Origin of the sequence: Pseudomonas guineae (assembly GCF_900113745.1) — a bacterium.
Taxonomy (GTDB): domain Bacteria; phylum Pseudomonadota; class Gammaproteobacteria; order Pseudomonadales; family Pseudomonadaceae; genus Aquipseudomonas; species Aquipseudomonas guineae.
The window spans coordinates 1200581-1218400 of sequence record NZ_FOQL01000001.1; the positions used below are offsets into that span (position 1 = coordinate 1200581).

The 17820-nt window shown below is 60.9% G+C and carries 18 protein-coding genes; 6 read left to right on the plus strand and 12 right to left on the minus strand.

What is annotated here, in order from left to right; all coding sequences use genetic code 11:
* Positions 1 to 17: 17 nt before the first annotated feature.
* Both BMZ32_RS05465 and BMZ32_RS05470 read left to right on the plus strand, forming a co-directional pair.
* Positions 18 to 500: a GreA/GreB family elongation factor gene (locus BMZ32_RS05465; protein WP_090240363.1), complete on the plus strand. Its 483-nt coding sequence runs from the start codon at positions 18 to 20 to the stop codon at positions 498 to 500.
* 47 nt (positions 501 to 547) lie between these two features.
* Positions 548 to 781 carry a DUF2789 domain-containing protein gene (locus BMZ32_RS05470; RefSeq protein ID WP_090240364.1) on the plus strand — a complete coding sequence of 78 codons (234 nt, stop codon included), beginning with the start codon at positions 548 to 550 and terminating at the stop codon, positions 779 to 781.
* On the opposite strand, the gene BMZ32_RS05475 is transcribed toward BMZ32_RS05470, so the two are convergent.
* From BMZ32_RS05475 to tkt, 8 genes are all read right to left on the minus strand, one after another.
* Positions 764 to 1288: a YgjP-like metallopeptidase domain-containing protein gene (locus BMZ32_RS05475; protein ID WP_090240366.1), complete on the minus strand. Its 525-nt coding sequence runs from the start codon at positions 1286 to 1288 to the stop codon at positions 764 to 766. The two genes, BMZ32_RS05470 and BMZ32_RS05475, sit on opposite strands and share 18 nt — an antisense overlap.
* Before the next feature lie 90 nt (positions 1289 to 1378).
* On the minus strand, positions 1379 to 2479 hold the full coding sequence (locus BMZ32_RS05480; protein WP_090240367.1) for a PQQ-dependent sugar dehydrogenase: 1101 nt from the start codon (positions 2477 to 2479) through the stop codon (positions 1379 to 1381).
* A 30-nt stretch (positions 2480 to 2509) separates the two neighbouring features.
* Positions 2510 to 2965 (minus strand): hypothetical protein, encoded by a 456-nt coding sequence (locus tag BMZ32_RS05485; RefSeq protein WP_090240369.1) that lies wholly within the window; start codon positions 2963 to 2965, stop codon positions 2510 to 2512.
* A gap of 331 nt (positions 2966 to 3296) precedes the next feature.
* On the minus strand, positions 3297 to 4361 hold the full coding sequence (gene fba / locus BMZ32_RS05490; RefSeq protein WP_090240371.1) for a class II fructose-bisphosphate aldolase: 1065 nt from the start codon (positions 4359 to 4361) through the stop codon (positions 3297 to 3299).
* 110 nt (positions 4362 to 4471) lie between these two features.
* Positions 4472 to 4792, minus strand: coding sequence for an MliC family protein (locus BMZ32_RS05495; RefSeq protein ID WP_090240373.1), 321 nt, complete (start codon positions 4790 to 4792; stop codon positions 4472 to 4474).
* Positions 4785 to 5948, minus strand: coding sequence for a phosphoglycerate kinase (locus tag BMZ32_RS05500; RefSeq protein ID WP_090240374.1), 1164 nt, complete (start codon positions 5946 to 5948; stop codon positions 4785 to 4787). The genes BMZ32_RS05495 and BMZ32_RS05500 overlap by 8 nt, the downstream gene beginning before the upstream one ends.
* A 4-nt stretch (positions 5949 to 5952) precedes the next feature.
* On the minus strand, positions 5953 to 7005 hold the full coding sequence (gene epd, locus BMZ32_RS05505) for an erythrose-4-phosphate dehydrogenase (protein WP_090240375.1): 1053 nt from the start codon (positions 7003 to 7005) through the stop codon (positions 5953 to 5955).
* A gap of 119 nt (positions 7006 to 7124) precedes the next feature.
* Positions 7125 to 9125 (minus strand): transketolase, encoded by a 2001-nt coding sequence (tkt, locus tag BMZ32_RS05510; RefSeq protein WP_090240377.1) that lies wholly within the window; start codon positions 9123 to 9125, stop codon positions 7125 to 7127.
* Positions 9126 to 9321: 196 nt separating this feature from the next.
* Here tkt and BMZ32_RS05515 point away from each other — a divergent pair, with 196 nt between their 5' ends.
* From BMZ32_RS05515 to BMZ32_RS05530, 4 genes are all read left to right on the plus strand, one after another.
* Positions 9322 to 10353 (plus strand): ArsR/SmtB family transcription factor, encoded by a 1032-nt coding sequence (locus tag BMZ32_RS05515; protein WP_090240379.1) that lies wholly within the window; start codon positions 9322 to 9324, stop codon positions 10351 to 10353.
* Positions 10350 to 11540, plus strand: a complete 1191-nt coding sequence (gene metK, locus BMZ32_RS05520) for a methionine adenosyltransferase (protein ID WP_090240380.1) — start codon at positions 10350 to 10352, stop codon at positions 11538 to 11540. The genes BMZ32_RS05515 and metK overlap by 4 nt, the downstream gene beginning before the upstream one ends.
* Before the next feature lie 121 nt (positions 11541 to 11661).
* Positions 11662 to 13323, plus strand: coding sequence for an NAD-dependent DNA ligase LigB (gene ligB, locus BMZ32_RS05525; RefSeq protein ID WP_425272853.1), 1662 nt, complete (start codon positions 11662 to 11664; stop codon positions 13321 to 13323).
* Positions 13324 to 13384: 61 nt separating this feature from the next.
* Positions 13385 to 13774, plus strand: coding sequence for a DUF1090 domain-containing protein (locus BMZ32_RS05530; RefSeq protein ID WP_244153920.1), 390 nt, complete (start codon positions 13385 to 13387; stop codon positions 13772 to 13774).
* Between the two features lie 65 nt (positions 13775 to 13839).
* Here the strand turns inward: BMZ32_RS05530 and BMZ32_RS05535 are convergent, their stop codons facing one another.
* The 4 genes from BMZ32_RS05535 to BMZ32_RS05550 all read right to left on the minus strand — a co-directional run bounded on the left by BMZ32_RS05535 (position 13840) and on the right by BMZ32_RS05550 (position 17736).
* The gene (locus BMZ32_RS05535; protein WP_090240385.1) at positions 13840 to 14292 is read right to left on the minus strand and encodes a c-type cytochrome; all 453 of its coding nucleotides are present in this window, start codon (positions 14290 to 14292) and stop codon (positions 13840 to 13842) included.
* A gap of 91 nt (positions 14293 to 14383) precedes the next feature.
* Positions 14384 to 14770, minus strand: a complete 387-nt coding sequence (locus BMZ32_RS05540; RefSeq protein ID WP_090240386.1) for an MAPEG family protein — start codon at positions 14768 to 14770, stop codon at positions 14384 to 14386.
* A gap of 97 nt (positions 14771 to 14867) precedes the next feature.
* Positions 14868 to 16151 carry a Zn-dependent hydrolase gene (locus BMZ32_RS05545; RefSeq protein WP_090240388.1) on the minus strand — a complete coding sequence of 428 codons (1284 nt, stop codon included), beginning with the start codon at positions 16149 to 16151 and terminating at the stop codon, positions 14868 to 14870.
* A gap of 97 nt (positions 16152 to 16248) precedes the next feature.
* A complete protein-coding gene (locus tag BMZ32_RS05550) occupies positions 16249 to 17736 on the minus strand; it encodes an NCS1 family nucleobase:cation symporter-1 (protein WP_090240390.1) in 1488 nt (495 codons plus the stop codon).
* Positions 17737 to 17820: the final 84 nt, after the last annotated feature.

Below are 17820 nucleotides of genomic sequence, written 5' to 3' on the forward strand. Positions count from 1 at the left end.
TCCACACAGTGCCCGCCATGAACAAGACTGAACTGCTGCAACAGGTGCTCAAGCGCCTTGAAGATGACCACTTGCAAGCCCAGCAGGCGGCATTAACCGCCTACGAAACCGCCACCGCCAAAGAGAACATCGCCGAGAACAAATACGACACCCTCGGCCTGGAAGCCTCCTACTTGGCTACCGGCCAAGCGCGTCGGGCGGCAGCCATTCGCCAGACCCTGACGAACTGGAAACAGCTGGTGCTGCGTACCTTTGACCCACAGCTGGGGATTCAACTCGGCGCCCTGATCGCGCTGAGCGATGACGAGGATAGGCATCAATGCCTGCTCCTCGGCCCAGACGGTGCGGCCATGAAGCTGCAGCAGGACGGCCAGACGGTGCAGGTGATTGGCCCACAAGCGCCGCTAGGGCAACTCTTGCTCGGCAAGGGCGTCGACGATGAGATCACCTTGCGGGTGGCCAGCGGCGTGCAACTGTTGGTGATTCTGTCGGTCGACTGATAGCGGCTATAACTTAAGAGCCGCCCCGCACACCTCAGGAGACCGCCATGTACCCGCAGACGCATGATCTTGCCAGCCTGTTCAAGCAACTCGGCTTGGCTCATGACGAAGCCGCCATTGAGCGCTTTGTCGAGCAACACTCGCCTCTGGCAGAAAACTGCAAACTCGCCGATGCGCCCTTTTGGGACAAAGCCCAATCAGCTTTTCTACGTGAAGAGATTCGTGAAGATGCTGACTGGGCCGAGGTGGTTGATCAGCTCAACCTAATGCTGCGGGGCTAGCAGCGTGCCGGTCGTACCGGGCAACTCGCGCCACGTCAGATAAACCCGCAGGTCGAACTCCAGCTGGTGGTAGCTGGGCAGCATGTGTTCGCACAACTTGTAAAAGGCCTTGTTGTGCTCGGCCTCCTTCAGGTGCGCCAGCTCGTGCACCACGATCATCTGCAGAAACTCCGGCGCCGCCTCGCGAAACAGTGAGGCCACGCGTATTTCTTTCTTCGCCTTGAGCTTGCCACCCTGCACCCGCGAGATCGCCGTGTGTAAGCCGAGGGCGCGGTGGGTCAGGTCGAGGCGATTGTCGTAGAGCACCTTGTCGATAGCCGGGGCATTGCGCAGGTGTTCCTGCTTAAGGCCCTGGATATAGGCATACAGCGCCTTATCACTCTGAATACCATGCCGGCCGCTGTAAGAGCGCGCTAAGTAATCACCCAGGCGCTGCTCGGCGATTAGCTGGCGGATTTTATCTTGCAGCTGGGCGGGGTAGGCTTGCAGATATTTAAGCGGGGTCATGATCGATGTAACAGGGCGCAATAAGGCCGACGATTATGCCGTAAGCCGCGCCGACTAGGGCGGCGGCTTTTAGCACTAACGATCCCGTGTTTATTGGCTGGGCACTACGCGCAGTAAACGCCCCTTGGCGTTGTCGGTCAGTAAATACAAAGCGCCATCCGGACCGCCACGGACATCGCGTATACGTTCGCCAAGTTCCTCGAACAGCACCTCCTGCCCCGCCAGCTTGCCGTTATGCAGCCGAATACGTCGCACGCTGCGCTCGGCCAGGGTCGAGGCGAACAGGTCGCCCTGCCACTCGGGAAACAACGCACCACGGTACTGAGTCAGGCTCGACGGAGCCACCGAAGGCGTCCAGTGCAGCAACGGTTGTTGCAAGCCTGGCAGCTCAGTGTAAGGTGAGATTTGCGCGCCGCTGTAGTCGATACCGTAGGTAATCAGCGGCCAGCCATAGTTAATGCCCGGCTCGATCAAGTTCAGCTCATCGCCACCGCGTGGGCCGTGCTCGTGGCTGTATAGACGCTTTAGCTGGTCGTCATAGACGATGCCCTGCACATTGCGATGGCCGAAGCTGTAGATCTCCTCGGCAACCCCGGCCTGACCCCGCAACGGGTTGTCTTTAGGAATGCTGCCATCGCGATTAAGCCGCACAATTTTGCCCAAATGATTGCTCGTGTTCTGCGCTTGCTCACGCCAGTCAAAGCCATCGCCTAAGGTCAGCACCAGGGTGTTGTCCGGCAAAAAGGCCATCCGCCCGCCGTAATGCGCAGCGCCCTTCTTAGCCGGCAATGCGCTGAACAGCACCTGCACATCCTGTAACTGCCCATCAACCAAGCACGCCTTAGCCAGGCGGGTGTTGTTAGCCTCAGCGGTGCCGTAGGCGTAGCTCAGGTAGAGCTGCTGATTGCTGGCGAAGTCAGGATCAAGCATGACCTCCATCAGCCCCGCCTGCGCAGCGACAAAGCCCTTAGGCACACCGCCGACAGGCTGCGGGTTGAGGCTGCCGTCCTGCTCAATGATGCGCAGGCGACCCACTCGCTCAGTCACCAGCATGCGTCCATCCGGTAGGAAAGCCAGCGACCACGGGTGTTCCAAGCCGCTGGTAACAGTTTCGATGCGGTAATCCATGGCGTGTACCAGGCTGCTACCGAGCAGGCCAAGCAATAATAGAGCACGGGACGTCTTCAACATGACACGGGCCTTTTCATCGAAGTGGATAAGTCAGGATTGCGCAGGCGCGACAGGGCGCCTCAGCATGGCAAACAACAGCGCACCCAGGCTGCCACTGGCCATTAGCCCGGCGGTGCCAGCCAGGCTGCGATTGGCGGCAATCAGCGTCGGCATCGGCAGCAGCGCATTGGCTAACGTCAGTGCCGACCACACCGCTAGCGCCCCCGCCAGGGCAAACACCAGCCAGCGGCCAGCCGGCCAGTTACGCGCAAGCCGTACCGCCAGCGGTAAGGCAAAAACAAAACCGCAGATGACCAGCACCGCGAAAGTCGGGCTAAAACCCAACAGGTCCAGGCCGGTGGTGTGCAGTCGCACCATCAGCGGTATCGGTGCGCCGAGGGCCTGCAAGTTAGCCAGATTGAACTGCGTCTGCAGTACAGCGCCCAGTACGCTCGTGAGCAGGACAGCCAGAAGGAAGTGCAGCAAAGTGCGTGATTTGCTCGGCATGCAGGCGGACATCCAGAAACGACAGTGGCCCGAGTATGGACCCGCACGCCGAACGGCATGTGCCCGGTGTTTTACATGGTTTTACCAAACCGCTGGACAGACCCGATAGGCGCGGGCACAGACGTGTAACTGAATGTCTACCGCCTACCTGTGGGGCAATTCGCCAGCACAGCAACGCACACTGAATACCCCTGCCACGCCGCACCCGGCTCCTACACTGCTCACCGCACGGTTCAATCCGCGCTATGCACACCCGATCAAACGCTGTATTCAGCGCGCCCCACATAGCAAAAAGCCCCGCATCAGCGGGGCTTTCAGTACAGCAACAGGCTTAGTTGACCTTGGCGGCCAGCTCACCCTTGGCATAACGCTGGAACATGGTTTCCAGGTTCATCGGTTTGATCTTCGAGGCGTTGCCGGCAGTACCAAAGGCTTCGTAACGGGCGATGCAGATGTCGCGCATGGCGGTTACGGTGGCAGCAAAGAACTTACGCGGGTCAAACTCGCTCGGGTGCTCGGCCATCATGCGGCGCATGGCACCGGTAGAGGCCAGGCGCAGGTCGGTGTCGATGTTGACCTTACGCACGCCGTACTTGATGCCTTCGACGATTTCTTCAACCGGCACACCGTAGGTTTCTTTGATGTCGCCACCGTACTGATTGATGATCGCCAGCCACTCTTGCGGTACCGAGCTGGAGCCGTGCATCACCAAGTGAGTGTCTGGGATACGCGCATGAATCGCCTTGATGCGGTCGATGGCGAGGATGTCACCGGTAGGCGGCTTAGTGAATTTATAGGCGCCGTGGCTGGTGCCAATGGCGATGGCCAGGGCGTCGACCTGGGTCTGCTTAACGAAGTCAGCGGCTTCTTCAGGGTCAGTCAGCATCTGGCTGTGATCGAGCACGCCTTCGGCGCCAACGCCATCTTCTTCACCGGCCATGCCGGTTTCCAGGCTGCCCAAGCAACCCAGTTCACCTTCCACCGACACGCCGCAGGCGTGGGCGAAGGCGACAGTTTGTTGGGTTACGCGCACGTTGTAGTCGTAGTCGGCCGGGGTTTTGCCGTCTTCTTTCAACGAACCGTCCATCATCACCGAGCTGAAGCCCAGCTGAATGGAGCGCTGGCATACATCAGGGCTGGTACCGTGGTCCTGGTGCATGCACACCGGGATATGCGGGAACTCTTCGATGGCCGCGAGGATCAGGTGACGCAGGAACGGCGCACCGGCGTATTTACGCGCACCGGCGGAAGCCTGGACGATCACCGGGGAATCGGTCTTGTCGGCCGCTTCCATGATCGCGCGCATCTGCTCGAGGTTGTTGACGTTAAAGGCCGGCACGCCGTAGCCGAATTCGGCGGCGTGGTCGAGCATCTGGCGCATGCTGATAAGTGCCATGGTGTTCTTTCTCCCGGTGGGGGTCGTTAATCGTGCAAGCCTGCCGCAGGGGCAGGCGCTATTCAAGTCATTCAGATCAGGGGTAAGCCTGGCCTGCATTCAATGGGTTACTAAGGTGCCTTACAGCCACGACCAATCAGGTCATCGTTAGCCGTCCAATAGACCAGCCCTACCTCAGCCTTGGTATGAAAGGACAGCACACCATCGCTGTACAGCGCACCCGAACCGGAGACTTCCTGCTTCAGGTGATAAACGCTATCGCCGCCATTGAGGCGCACATCAACGGACTCGCCATTGCGATCAGCCACACGCCAGAGCACTTCGGCTTGGCTGTCGCACACCCAGCGCGTCCAGGTTTCCGACTGAGTCGGCTGACTGGCGCACGCACCAAGCAGACTGAGCAACGCCAGCAGGCTGATCGGCTTAACCATTGGCGCGTTGTTCCAGCATGTCTACGGCCGGCAGTACCTTGCCTTCGACGAACTCGAGGAACGCGCCACCACCGGTGGAGATGTAGCTGATCTGCGCACCAATACCGTACTTGTCGATGGCCGCCAGGGTGTCACCACCGCCGGCGATGGAGAACGCCGGGCTTTCGGCGATGGCCTGGGCCAGCACCTTGGTGCCGTTACCGAACTGGTCGAACTCAAACACACCGACCGGGCCGTTCCACAAAATAGTTTTTGCCGACTTAAGCAACTCGGCGAACTGCGCGGCTGTCTGCGGGCCGATATCCAAAATCATATCGTCTTCAGCCACATCGGCGACCAGTTTGACGGTGGCTTCAGCGTCTTCGGCAAAGGCCTTGGCGACCACCACGTCCACCGGCAGCGGCACGCTGACCTTGGCTGCGATGGCTTTTGCCGTCTCCAGCAGATCTGCTTCATACAGCGACTTACCGACCGGGAAACCGGCCGCAGCGAGGAAGGTGTTAGCGATGCCGCCACCGACGATCAGCTGGTCGCAGATCTGGCTCAGGCTGTTGAGCACATCGAGCTTGGTCGACACCTTGGAGCCGGCGACGATTGCCGCCATCGGCTTAGCCGGGTTACCTAGGGCCTTGCCCAAGGCGTCTAGTTCAGCGGCCAGTAGCGGGCCGGCGCAGGCGACTTTGGCGAATTTAGCCACGCCGTGGGTCGAGCCCTCGGCACGGTGAGCGGTGCCGAAGGCGTCCATCACAAACACGTCGCACAGGGCGGCGTATTGCTGGGCCAGCGCATCGCTGTTTTTCTTCTCGCCGCTGTTAAAGCGCACGTTCTCGAACAACACAATTTCGCCGGCTTTAAGCTCAACACCGCTGAGGTAATCAGCCAGCAATGGCACTTCACGACCGAGCGCCTTGCTCAAGTAATCCGCCACCGGCTTAAGGCTATTTTCTGCGCTGAACTCACCCTCGGTCGGACGACCCAGGTGCGAGCAGACCATCACGGCTGCGCCCTTCTCCAGCGCCAGCTTGATGGTCGGCAGGGAGGCGAGGATGCGCGCGTCGCTCTTCACCACGCCGTCTTTTACCGGCACGTTGAGGTCTTCGCGGATCAGCACGCGCTTACCGGCGAGGTCGAGGTCGGTCATCTTCAAAACGGTCATAGCATCAGTCCTTCACGGGGGCTGTAGTCAGAGAAAGAAAATGTTCGGCGACATCGAGCATGCGGTTGGCAAAGCCCCACTCGTTGTCGAACCAGGCCAGCAGGTTGACCAGTCGCGGTCCGGAGACGCGCGTCTGGCTGCCGTCGACGATGGCCGAATGCGGATCATGGTTGAAGTCACAGCTGGCGTGCGGCAGCTCGGTGTAAGCCAGCAAGCCTTTGAGTGGGCCCGCCTCGGCCGCCTGACGCAGCACGGCGTTGATCTCGGCTGCCGAGGTGTCGCGAGCGGTCTGCAGGGTGATATCCAGACACGACACATTCACCGTCGGTACACGAATGGCCTTGGCCTGGATGCGTCCGCTTAGTTCCGGCAACAAGCGCTCGATACCACGGGCCAGGCCAGTGGACACCGGAATCACCGACTGAAAGGCCGAACGTGTGCGGCGCAAGTCTTCGTGGTGATAGGCGTCGATCACCGGCTGATCGTTCATCGCCGAATGAATAGTGGTGATCGATACGTACTCGATGCCCACCGTTTCATTAAGCAACTTGAGCAACGGCACACCGCAATTGGTGGTGCAGGAGGCGTTGGATACCAGGCGCTCGCGACCGGTCAGGTTGGCCTGATTGACCCCGAACACCACGGTAGCATCGATATCTGCTTCGCCGGCCATCGGTTGCGACAACAGCACCCGCGGCGCACCAGCGTTGATAAAGCGTTGGGCATCGGCACGCGTGGTGTACTGGCCGGAGCACTCCAGTAGCAGGTCGATATCCAGCGCAGCCCAGTCAACCCCTTCCGGAGTCGCCTGACGCAGTACTTTTACGCAGTCGCCATTGATGTGCAGACAGTCTCCATCGACCCTCACTTCGCCAGGAAAACGGCCATGGGTGGAGTCGAATCGGGTCAGGTATTCAATACTGGCCTGATCGGCCAAATCATTCAGTGCAACGATTTCCAGATGCGCACCCGCACCGCGCTCATGCAGCGCACGCAGCACGCAGCGGCCGATACGGCCGTAGCCGTTGAGGGCAATTCGATAGGGGCGCTTAGGCATGGCGATCTCAATGGTGGATGCAGGCGTAGGGTGGGTTAGCCGCGCAGCGGTGTAACCCACCATGAACGTTGATGGGTATCGCTGCGCTCAACCTGCGCGGCTCGACCCATCCTACGCACTCAGGCTTCCAGCAGCTCGGCAGCCGTTTCCAGAATGTTCTCGACGGTAAAGCCGAATTCCTCGAACAGCGCCGGGGCCGGCGCGGACTCACCGAAGGTCGTCATGCCGATGATGCGGCCTTCCAGACCGACGTACTTGTACCAGTAGTCCGCGTGTGAGGCTTCGATAGCGATACGCGCACCCACCTGCAGCGGCAGCACGGCTTGCTTGTAGCCGGCGTCCTGCTGATCAAACACGCTGGTGGACGGCATTGACACCACACGCACCTGACGGCCTTCTGCAGTCAGTTTGTCGTAAGCGGTCACGGCCAGGCCAATTTCCGAACCGGTGGAAATCAGAATCAGCTCCGGCTCACCGGCGCAGTCTTTCAGCACATAGCCACCGCGCGCCACGTCCGCCAATTGCTGAGCATCACGGCTCTGGTGCGGCAGGTTCTGCCGGCTGAAGATCAACGCGCTTGGACCGTCACTACGCTCGATCGCGTACTTCCAGGCAACGGCCGATTCCACGGCGTCACAAGGGCGCCAGGTGTCGAGGTTCGGCGTGCCACGCAGGCTAGCCAACTGCTCGATTGGCTGGTGCGTCGGGCCGTCTTCGCCCAGGCCGATAGAGTCGTGGGTATAGACGAACAGCACGCGTTGTTTCATCAGCGAGGCCATGCGTACCGCGTTACGCGCATATTCCATGAAGATCAGGAAGGTTGCGCCATACGGCACGAAACCGCCATGCAGGGCCACGCCGTTCATGATTGCGCTCATGCCGAACTCGCGCACGCCGTAGAACATGTAGTTACCGGACGCGTCGTCAGCCGACACGCCCTTACAGCCTTTCCACAGGGTCAGGTTGGAGCCAGCGAGGTCAGCCGAACCGCCGAGGAATTCCGGCAGCAGCGGACCAAATGCGTTGAGAGTGTTCTGGCTGGCCTTGCGGCTGGCGATGGTTTCGCCTTTGGCGGCGACTTCCTGAATATAGGCAGCGGTCTTCTCGGCGAAGTCTGCTGGCAGCTCACCGGCGACACGGCGTTTAAACTCGCTGGCCAGCTCGGGGAAGGCGGCGGCGTAGGCAGCAAAACGCTGGTCCCACTCAGCTTCGGCAGCGGCACCAGCTTGCTTAGCGTCCCACTCGGCGTAGATGTCGGCCGGAATTTCGAACGGGCCGTGGTTCCAGCCCAGGGTGGCGCGGGTCAGGGCGATTTCTTCGATACCCAATGGCGCACCGTGACAGTCTTCCTTGCCACCTTTGTTCGGCGAGCCAAAACCAATGGTGGTTTTGCAGCAGATCAGCGTCGGACGGTCGTCGGTTTTACGCGCGGTCTCGATGGCCATCTTGATTTCGTCGGCGTCGTGGCCGTCGACATTGCGAATCACCTGCCAGCCGTAAGCCTCGAAGCGCGCCGGGGTGTCGTCGGTGAACCAGCCTTCGACTTCGCCATCGATGGAGATGCCGTTGTCGTCGTAAAACGCCACCAGCTTGCCCAAGCCCAGAGTGCCGGCCAGGGAGCAGACTTCATGGCTGATGCCTTCCATCATGCAGCCGTCGCCCAGGAAGGCGTAGGTGAAGTGGTCAACGATCTGGTGGTCGTCACGGTTGAACTGCGCGCCCAGTACCTTCTCAGCAATGGCGAAACCGACCGCGTTGGCGATGCCCTGACCAAGCGGGCCCGTGGTGGTTTCCACGCCTGGGGTGTAGCCGTATTCCGGGTGACCCGGGGTGCGGCTGTGCAGCTGGCGGAAGTTTTTCAGGTCTTCGATGCCGAGGTCATAGCCAGTCAGGTGCAGCAGCGAGTAGATCAACATCGAGCCGTGGCCGTTGGACAGCACGAAGCGGTCACGGTCGGCGAATTTCGGGTTGCTCGGGTTGTGCTTGAGGAAGTCGCGCCACAGTACTTCGGCGATATCCGCCATGCCCATCGGGGCACCGGGGTGGCCGCTGTTGGCTTTCTGCACGGCATCCATGCTCAGGGCACGAATGGCATTGGCTCGCTCACGACGGCTGGGCATCACTGAATCTCCTACGGGTTGCTTTGGCAACTGGGCTCGAAAAAGGCGGCCATTTTCGCCCAGCGGGGCCTGCCGGGGCAATGACAGATAGTCGCACAGCCAATGTTTTCTGGCCTGAGCAGCAGCAAGACCAATATCAAAACTTTTTGATATTGGTCTTGCTGGATAAAAAATGACCGATTAGACTGGCCCACCTATGAATATGCGCGCCCCTTTTTTGGCCTTTGAGCCAGTCGATGCCCTCGCTGCCCTGTGCAAGGCCAGTGGCGATTCGCTGCGCCTGAACATCCTGCGCGCACTGGCCAACGACTCGTTCGGGGTTCTGGAACTGGCGCAGATTTTTGCCACCGGCCAATCAGGCATCAGTCACCATTTAAAGGTTCTGGCCCAGGCCGGGCTGGTGGCCACCCGTCGTGAAGGTAATGCTATTTTCTATCGCCGCGCGCTGGCTCAGGGCGAGCAACTAGGCAGTCGCCTGCACAGCGCCCTGCTGGATGAAGTCGACCAGTTACAGCTGCCGGTCGAGATACAACAGCGCATTGCCGCTGTACACCGCCAACGCGCCGCCGCCAGCCAAGCATTTTTCACCCGCAGCGCGGCGAGCTTCCAGGCGCAGCAGGACTTGATTGCCGGTCTGCCGCAATACCGTGACAGCGTACTGGCCCTGCTCGATTCCCTGGACTTTGCCGCCGATGCCTGTGCGGTGGAAGTCGGCCCCGGCGACGGCGGCTTTCTGCCGGAACTGGCGCGGCGTTTTCAACGGGTGCTGGCGCTGGACAACAGCGCCGCCATGCTCGAACTGGCGCGTCTGCGCTGCGCCGAAGAATGCTTGGATAACGTTGCACTGCAGCTGGCCGACGCCCTGCATGACGACTACCCGGCGGCCGATTGCCTGGTGCTGAACATGGTCTTGCACCACTTCGCCGCCCCCGCCGAGGCGCTCAAGCAGCTTGCACAGCACTTGAAGCCTGGCGGCAGCCTGTTGATTACCGAGCTATGCAGCCACAACCAGAGCTGGGCCCGCGAGGCCTGCGGCGATCTGTGGTTGGGCTTCGAACAAGACGACCTGGCGCGCTGGGCCAGCGCCGCCGAGCTAAACACCTGCGAAAGCCTTTATGTGGGCTTGCGCAACGGCTTCCAAATTCAGGTGCGGCACTTCGCCAAACCTTCCACACCTCAAGGCCCTCGGGCTGCAACTATCGATCACTCACAGGAACCCGAACGATGAGCGAATACTCCCTCTTTACCTCCGAGTCCGTCTCCGAAGGCCATCCCGACAAGATCGCCGACCAGATTTCCGATGCCGTGCTCGACGCCATCATCACCCAGGACAAACACGCCCGCGTCGCCTGTGAAACCATGGTTAAAACCGGTGTGGCCATCGTCTCTGGCGAAGTCACCACCAGCGCCTGGGTCGACCTGGAAGAAATCACCCGCAAGGTGATCTGCGACATCGGCTACACCAGCTCCGACGTCGGCTTCGACGGTAATACCTGCGGCATCATCAACATCATTGGCAAGCAGTCCCCGGACATCAACCAGGGTGTCGACCGCGCCAAGCCGGAAGACCAGGGTGCCGGCGACCAGGGCCTGATGTTTGGCTATGCCAGCAACGAAACCGACGTGTTGATGCCCGCGCCGATTGTCTTCAGTCACCGCTTGGTTGAGCGTCAGGCCGAAGCACGCAAGTCCGGCTTGCTGCCGTGGCTGCGCCCGGATGCCAAGTCCCAGGTCACCTGCCGTTATGACGGTGGCAAAGTGGTCGGCATCGACGCCGTAGTGCTGTCGACCCAGCACAACCCGGATGTCTCGCTGGACGACCTGCGCGAAGCGGTGATGGAGCTGATCATCAAGCACACCCTGCCGGCTGAACTGCTGCACAAGGACACCCAGTTCCACATCAACCCAACCGGCAACTTCGTTATCGGTGGCCCGGTAGGCGACTGCGGCCTGACCGGCCGTAAGATCATCGTCGACTCCTACGGCGGCATGGCCCGTCACGGCGGCGGCGCGTTTTCCGGCAAGGACCCGTCCAAGGTTGACCGTTCGGCCGCCTACGCCGGCCGTTACGTAGCCAAGAACATCGTCGCCGCCGGCCTGGCCGAGCGTTGCGAAATCCAGGTGTCCTACGCCATCGGCGTGGCCCAGCCGACCTCGATCTCACTCAACACCTTTGGCACCAACAAGGTGGCAGAAGACGTGATCATCAAGCTGGTGCGTGAACTCTTCGACCTGCGCCCTTACGCAATCACCAAGATGCTCGACCTGCTGCACCCGATGTACCAAGAGACTGCCGCCTATGGCCACTTCGGCCGCACGCCGCAGCAGAAAACGGTCGGCGACGACACCTTCACCACCTTCACTTGGGAAAAAACCGACAAGGCCGCCGAACTGCGCGCCGCTGCCGGCCTGTAAGCCTCACGGCAACAACAGGAGCCCTGCCTAGTGCGGGGCTTTTTTTATTGCGCGGCATTCAGCATGCACAGGCAAGAGCAGCTAGGCTCACCGAGCCACCCGCCGAGCAAGGATGCTCATGATGAAAGCGCTAATCGTCTGCCTACTGCTACTCAGCAACCCCTTGTGGGCCGCCTGCCCGGACTGGCCTACGTCACGCGCCGAACTCGAACTCAGCGCACTGGCCCAGCAACTGGCCGCCTGGGACGACGCCTATCATCGCCAGGGACAAAGCCCTGTCGCCGATGAACTGTATGACCAAGCCAGTGCCAACCTGGAGCATTGGCGCAGCTGTTTCCCCGCCATCGGTCCGGCGCTGGAAAATCCGCTGAGCACCAGCAGCGGACCACTGCCCCATCCTATTGCGCACACCGGGCTGCGCAAGCTGCCAAACGAACGCACGGCCGCCCGCTGGATCGCCAGCCGCGCGGATCTATGGATTCAGCCAAAAGTTGACGGCGTCGCCGTCAGCCTGGTGTACCGCCAGGGCCAGTTGCAGCAACTGGTCAGTCGCGGCGATGGCCGCAGCGGACAGGACTGGACCGCACGCGCGCGCCAACTGCCGGCCATTCCTCAGCAGCTATCCAGCCCGCTGGACTTGGTGTTGCAGGGCGAGTTGTATTGGCGGCTACCTGCTCATATTCAACACCAGGCCGGAAGCCTGGGCGCGCGCAGCAAAGTCGCCGGACTGCTAGCCCGGCAAACACTGACGACTGAGGAGGCGGCGGGTATCGGCCTGTTTGTCTGGGACTGGCCGGACGGCCCAGAGCAGATGCAAGAACGCTTAGAACAACTCACCGCACTGGGTTTTGCCGACAGCCAGCGCTTCAGCCGACCTATGAGTACGATCAGCGAAGCCGCCCATTGGCGTGAGCACTGGTACAACAGCGCCCTGCCCTTCGCCACCGATGGTGTGGTGCTACGCCAGGCTCAGCGCCCGGCAGCCGCCCGCTGGCAAGCTGAGCCGCCGCACTGGGCCGTGGCCTGGAAATACCCGGCTAGCCAGGCCTTGGCGGTGGTGCAGGCGGTGGATTTTCGCATTGGCCGCAGCGGGCGCATCACCCCGGTGCTGCGCGTACAACCGGTAAAGCTGGATGACCGACGCATCGAATATGTCAGCGCTCACTCCCTGCAGCGCTGGCAGACGCTGGACATCCGCCCCGGCGACCAAGTAGTAATCCGCCTGTCTGGCTTGACCATCCCTACCCTCGACAGCGTGCTCTGGCGCACCCAGCAACGCGCCGCGCTGCAGGTGCCAGACGCCGCGACCTTTCACGCCCTGAGCTGCTGGCGCGCCACAACAGCCTGCGCCAGCCAGTTTCGTGCGCGCCTGGTCTGGCTCAGCGGCAAACAGGGCCTGGCGTTACCGGGCGTGGGCCCCGGCACCTGGGATAAGCTGCTGCGCGCGCAGTACATCAATGGCCTTACCGACTGGCTGCAGCTCTCGACCGAGCAGCTCAGTCGCGTGCCCGGTCTCGGCCCACGCAGCGCTGCCGTCTTGCAGCAGAGTTTCAACCTGGCCCGCCAACGCCCGCCACAAACCTGGCTGCGCGCTCTGGGTGTACCGGGTAACGTGACGCTGGATGCTGACTGGGACACCCTGGCGCAACGCAGTAGCGCCGACTGGCAACGCCAACCGGGTATCGGCCAGCGGCGGGCGGCGCAGCTGCAGGCGTTTTTTCAACACCCGGAAGTACAGGCCTTGCGGGCGCAATTACGTGAAGCGCAGATCGCCGGTTTTTAAACATCGATAAACTTTACCCCACCACAGCGGTCGACTGCATGCGCCCATATAGAGAATGACCATGCACAAACCCCTGCTAGTAAGCGCCCTGCTACTGACCAGCGCACTGGCCTACGCGGCCGGAAGCGCAACGCAGCCACTCAGCGGCTGCGCCGGCAAACGCCACGCCATCAGCGAACAACTCGAAATCGCCAAAAGCTACGGCAATAGCAATCAACAAGCGGGCCTGGAGAAGGAACTGAAGGCAGTTGAAGAGCACTGCAACGATGCCGACCTGCGCGCAGAGCGCGAAGCCAAGGTGGTCAAAGCCGTCGAAGAAGTTGACGAGCGCGAGATGGATTTACGCGAAGCGCTTGCCGAAGGCAATCAGAACGACATCAGCAAACGCCAGCACAAATTGCAGGAGTCACGCACTGAACTGCAGCGAGCCCGCGATGAGCTCGGCCAATAGCTAAAATCGCTGACTATCCGGCTTTAGCCCAACAGAACTGACGCGCAGCGCCCGTGGGCTGCGGTTTAAAACGCGCGGAACTCTTCATGGCACGCCTTGCAGCTGTCTTCGACCCGCTGCATCGGTGCCGCCAGCGACTCGGGCGTAAGTGGCTGGGCATGAGTCGCGGTAACTAGCGCCGCGGTGCTAGCTTCCATCGCCCGCGCCAACTCCTGAAAACGTGCCTGACGCTGCCACACGTCATCTTTGGCGCGGGTCTCGCCACTCTCGTCTTCACGCACCTGTGGGAAATGCTGCCAAGGCTTGCGCGTCAACTGGTCGAGCTCAGCCGCCCCGGCAACAAAGGCTGGTTCTTTGAAGGCAATCCGCCCTCGTAACATGCCACCAAGATTTTCGCTGACCTTGAGCATCTGCTTAAAAATGGTCTGGCGTTGGCCTTGTGGCGAGTTGGGATCAACACCGCCGCAACCACTCACAGCAAGCGCCAATACAATCAGGGACAGGGTTTTAAGCTTCATAACACCTTCATTGCCAACAACCGGGTGGATAACGGGTGACAGTATCGCCACCCACCGCCCAGTGGCCAAGCGTGGTGTTTTGCCGCAGACCTCAGGCCGAGACCACAAACAGGCTGATGATCAGCCCCATATTGACGAACCACATCAGCGAGCGCACGGGGGCCAAGTCCGCCAGGTAGCAGACGAGATAGAGGAGGCGACTGACGATAAACGCCATCGCCAACTGATCGAGCAGCGCTTGTTCGGCGCCGCCCGCTAGATGGGCAATGATCACCGCAGCAGAAAAGGCCGGCGTCACCTCAAAGCTGTTGAGCTGGGCATTGTTGGCGCGCCGACCGATGCCACTGAGGTTATCCAGCAGCGCACGCGGGTCATGGTTGTGCTTGGGGCTGAACCCGCCGCTAACGGCCTTGGCCGTTACGGTCGACAGGTAGGGCAGGAACAGCGCAATCAACACACACCAGTAAGCAACAGTCATGGCAACTCCGAGGTCAGGACAAAGAGGCTGAAGCTTGGCCTGCAACCCTAGCCCGCGTCCATGACCGAATCCCGCAATACGGCGACAATTCAGCCAATCATGCCGCCAGTTTTCCCTTGGCCAACGCCACAGAGGCCGCGAGCATCGCGCGTAACAGGACCGAGCAACCAGCGGCGAGGTCGGCGGGCGCTGCATTCTCGATCTCGTTATGGCTGATACCGCCTTCGCACGGCACGAATATCATTCCGGCCGGGCCTAGTTCGGCGAGAAAGATCGCGTCATGCCCGGCACCGCTGACAATGTCCATATGCGACAGGCCCAACCCCTGTGCAGCACTGCGTACCGCCTCAACACAGCCCTGTTCGAAATACAGCGGCGGGAAATCTGCCGTCGGCGTTAGCTCGAAGCTCAGCCCATGCTTGGCGCAGGTGTCTTCGATCACCCCATGCACCTCAGCGATCATCGAATCCAACCGCGCTGGTTCGAGATGACGGAAGTCCAACGTCATGCGCACCTCCCCGGGAATCACGTTGCGCGAGCCTGGATAGGCCTGCAGGCAACCCACCGTGCCACAGGCATGCGGCTGGTGCTCCAAGGCTACCCGGTTGACCGCCGCCACCACCGCCGCCGCACCGACCAGCGCATCTTTGCGCAGGTGCATCGGCGTCGGGCCGGCATGCGCTTCAACGCCCTTGAGAGTGAGGTCGAACCACTTCTGCCCGAGCGCACCAAGTACTACGCCGATGGTTTTTTCCTGATCCTCAAGAATCGGCCCCTGCTCGATGTGCGCCTCGAAATAAGCACCCACCGCATGCCCGTTCACAGCGCGTGTGCCGGCATAACCAATGGCGTTCAGCGCTTCGCCGACGGTGACGCCCTCGGCGTCAGACTTGGCCAGGGTTTCGGCCAGGGTGAATTTCTCGGCAAATACCCCGGAGCCCATCATGCAGGGGGCGAAACGCGAACCTTCTTCGTTGGTCCACACCACCACCTCCAGCGGAGCTTCAGTCTGCACGCCTAAGTCATTCAGGGTGCGCAGCACCTCGACGCCGGCCAGCACGCCGAAGCAGCCGTCAAACTTGCCACCGGTGGGCTGGGTGTCGATGTGACTGCCGGTCATTACTGGTGGCAATGCGTCATTGCGCCCAGGGCGGCGGGCAAAGATATTGCCTACGCCATCCACGCTTACCGTGCAGCCTGCTTCCTCGCACCAGCGCACGAACAGGTCGCGGGCCTGACGGTCGAGATCAGTCAGCGCCAGTCGGCAGACCCCGCCTTTAACCGTGGCACCGAGCTGCGCCAGCTCCATCAACGATTGCCACAGACGCTCGCTATTGATGTGCGGCTGAGTGGATTGCAGAACCTCACTGGCAGTGTTCATCGCGTTCTCCTTGGTCGGTCATGTTTACTCGGCCGTTGCATAAGGCCGAGCGAGCTGAATCGCGGCGCGGGCAAACACTTGCCCGCGCCATGGCGGTTTACGCGGCGCTATCGACTACGGCAGGTTGTGTGCTGCGCAGGCTGCACAGGGCGAAATAAATCAACCCGCCGAAGAACGAGCCGGTAAACCAGCCATAGTCGTAGAACCAACTGAAGGCGCTGCTGCCGAGTGACATCAGGGTCAATGCCACTGGCACCGCAAAGGCGACAAAACCAATCCAGTTCCACGCGGGATACACGTCATCACGGTAAAGGCCGGCCAGGTCAAGGCGCTGTTTTTTGATCAGGAAGTAGTCCACCACCATGATCCCGGCAATCGGCCCGAGCAGGCTGGAGTAACCCAGCAGCCAGTTGGAATAGACACTCTCCAGACTCAGGTCAGAGACCAGCAGGCCGAGCTTTTTCAACAACTCATGGCCCATCAGCGCAAGGCCTATTACGCCGGTCAGCATGACCGCCTTGGTGCGGTTGATCAGTTTGGGCGCGATGTTCTGGAAATCATTGGTGGGTGAAACGATGTTCGCCGCAGTATTAGTCGACAGCGTGGCGACGATGATCAGCGCCATGGCCAGGGCAACCCAGCCAGGGCTCTGGATATGGCCGATCAGGGTGACGGGGTCAGACACTGTTTCGCCGACCAGCGAAGCCGACGCAGCAGTCAAGACCACGCCCAAAGCAGCGAAGAGAAACATGGTCAGCGGTAAACCAATAATCTGACCAATGATCTGGTCCTTCTGACTCTTGGCGTAACGGCTGAAGTCAGGAATGTTCAACGACAAAGTGGCCCAGAAGCCGACCATGGCGGTCAGCCCGGCCAGAAAGTAACTGGTGACGCTGGCGCCTTCAGGCCGATTCGCCGGCTGCGCCAACAGTTCGCTCATCGACACATTGGGTAACGCCCACACCAGCAGGCCGGCACCGACCAGCACCAGCAGCGGCGCCGACAAGGTTTCCAGCCACTTGATCGACTCTGCACCGCGCAGCACCACCCACAGGTTGAGGGTCCAGAAGATCATGAAACCGATCACCTCGCCGGTGCCGCCCAGGCTTTTCCAGCCCTCGAAGATCGAACCGAACAACAGGTGAATGGCCAAGCCGCCAAACATGGTCTGGATACCGAACCAGCCACACGCCACCACCGCGCGAATCAAACAGGGCACGTTGGAGCCAATCACCCCGAACGAGGAGCGCAGCAGTACCGGAAAGGGGATGCCGTACTTGGTACCGGGAAAGGCGTTCAACGTCAGCGGGATCAGCACGATGATGTTGGCCAACAGAATCGCCAGCAACGCCTCGCCCACCGACAAGCCGAAGTAGGCCGTCAATACGCCGCCCAGGGTGTAAGTCGGCACGCAGATCGACATGCCGACCCAGAGCGCAGTGATATGCCACTTGTTCCAGGTGCGCTCGTGCACCTGAGTGGGCGCAATGTCGGGGTTATAGCGTGGGCTGTCGAGTACGTCGGGGCCTGCGGCCAGTTCGTACAAGCCATCGCGTTCGGTCACTTGCGATCTGCTCTGTTGCATGGGCCTCTCCAGTCATTGTTCTGATTATTTGCTCATCGGGATTACTAACCACGTGGCGGGGACTGCACTGCCAAATGGCCGCTC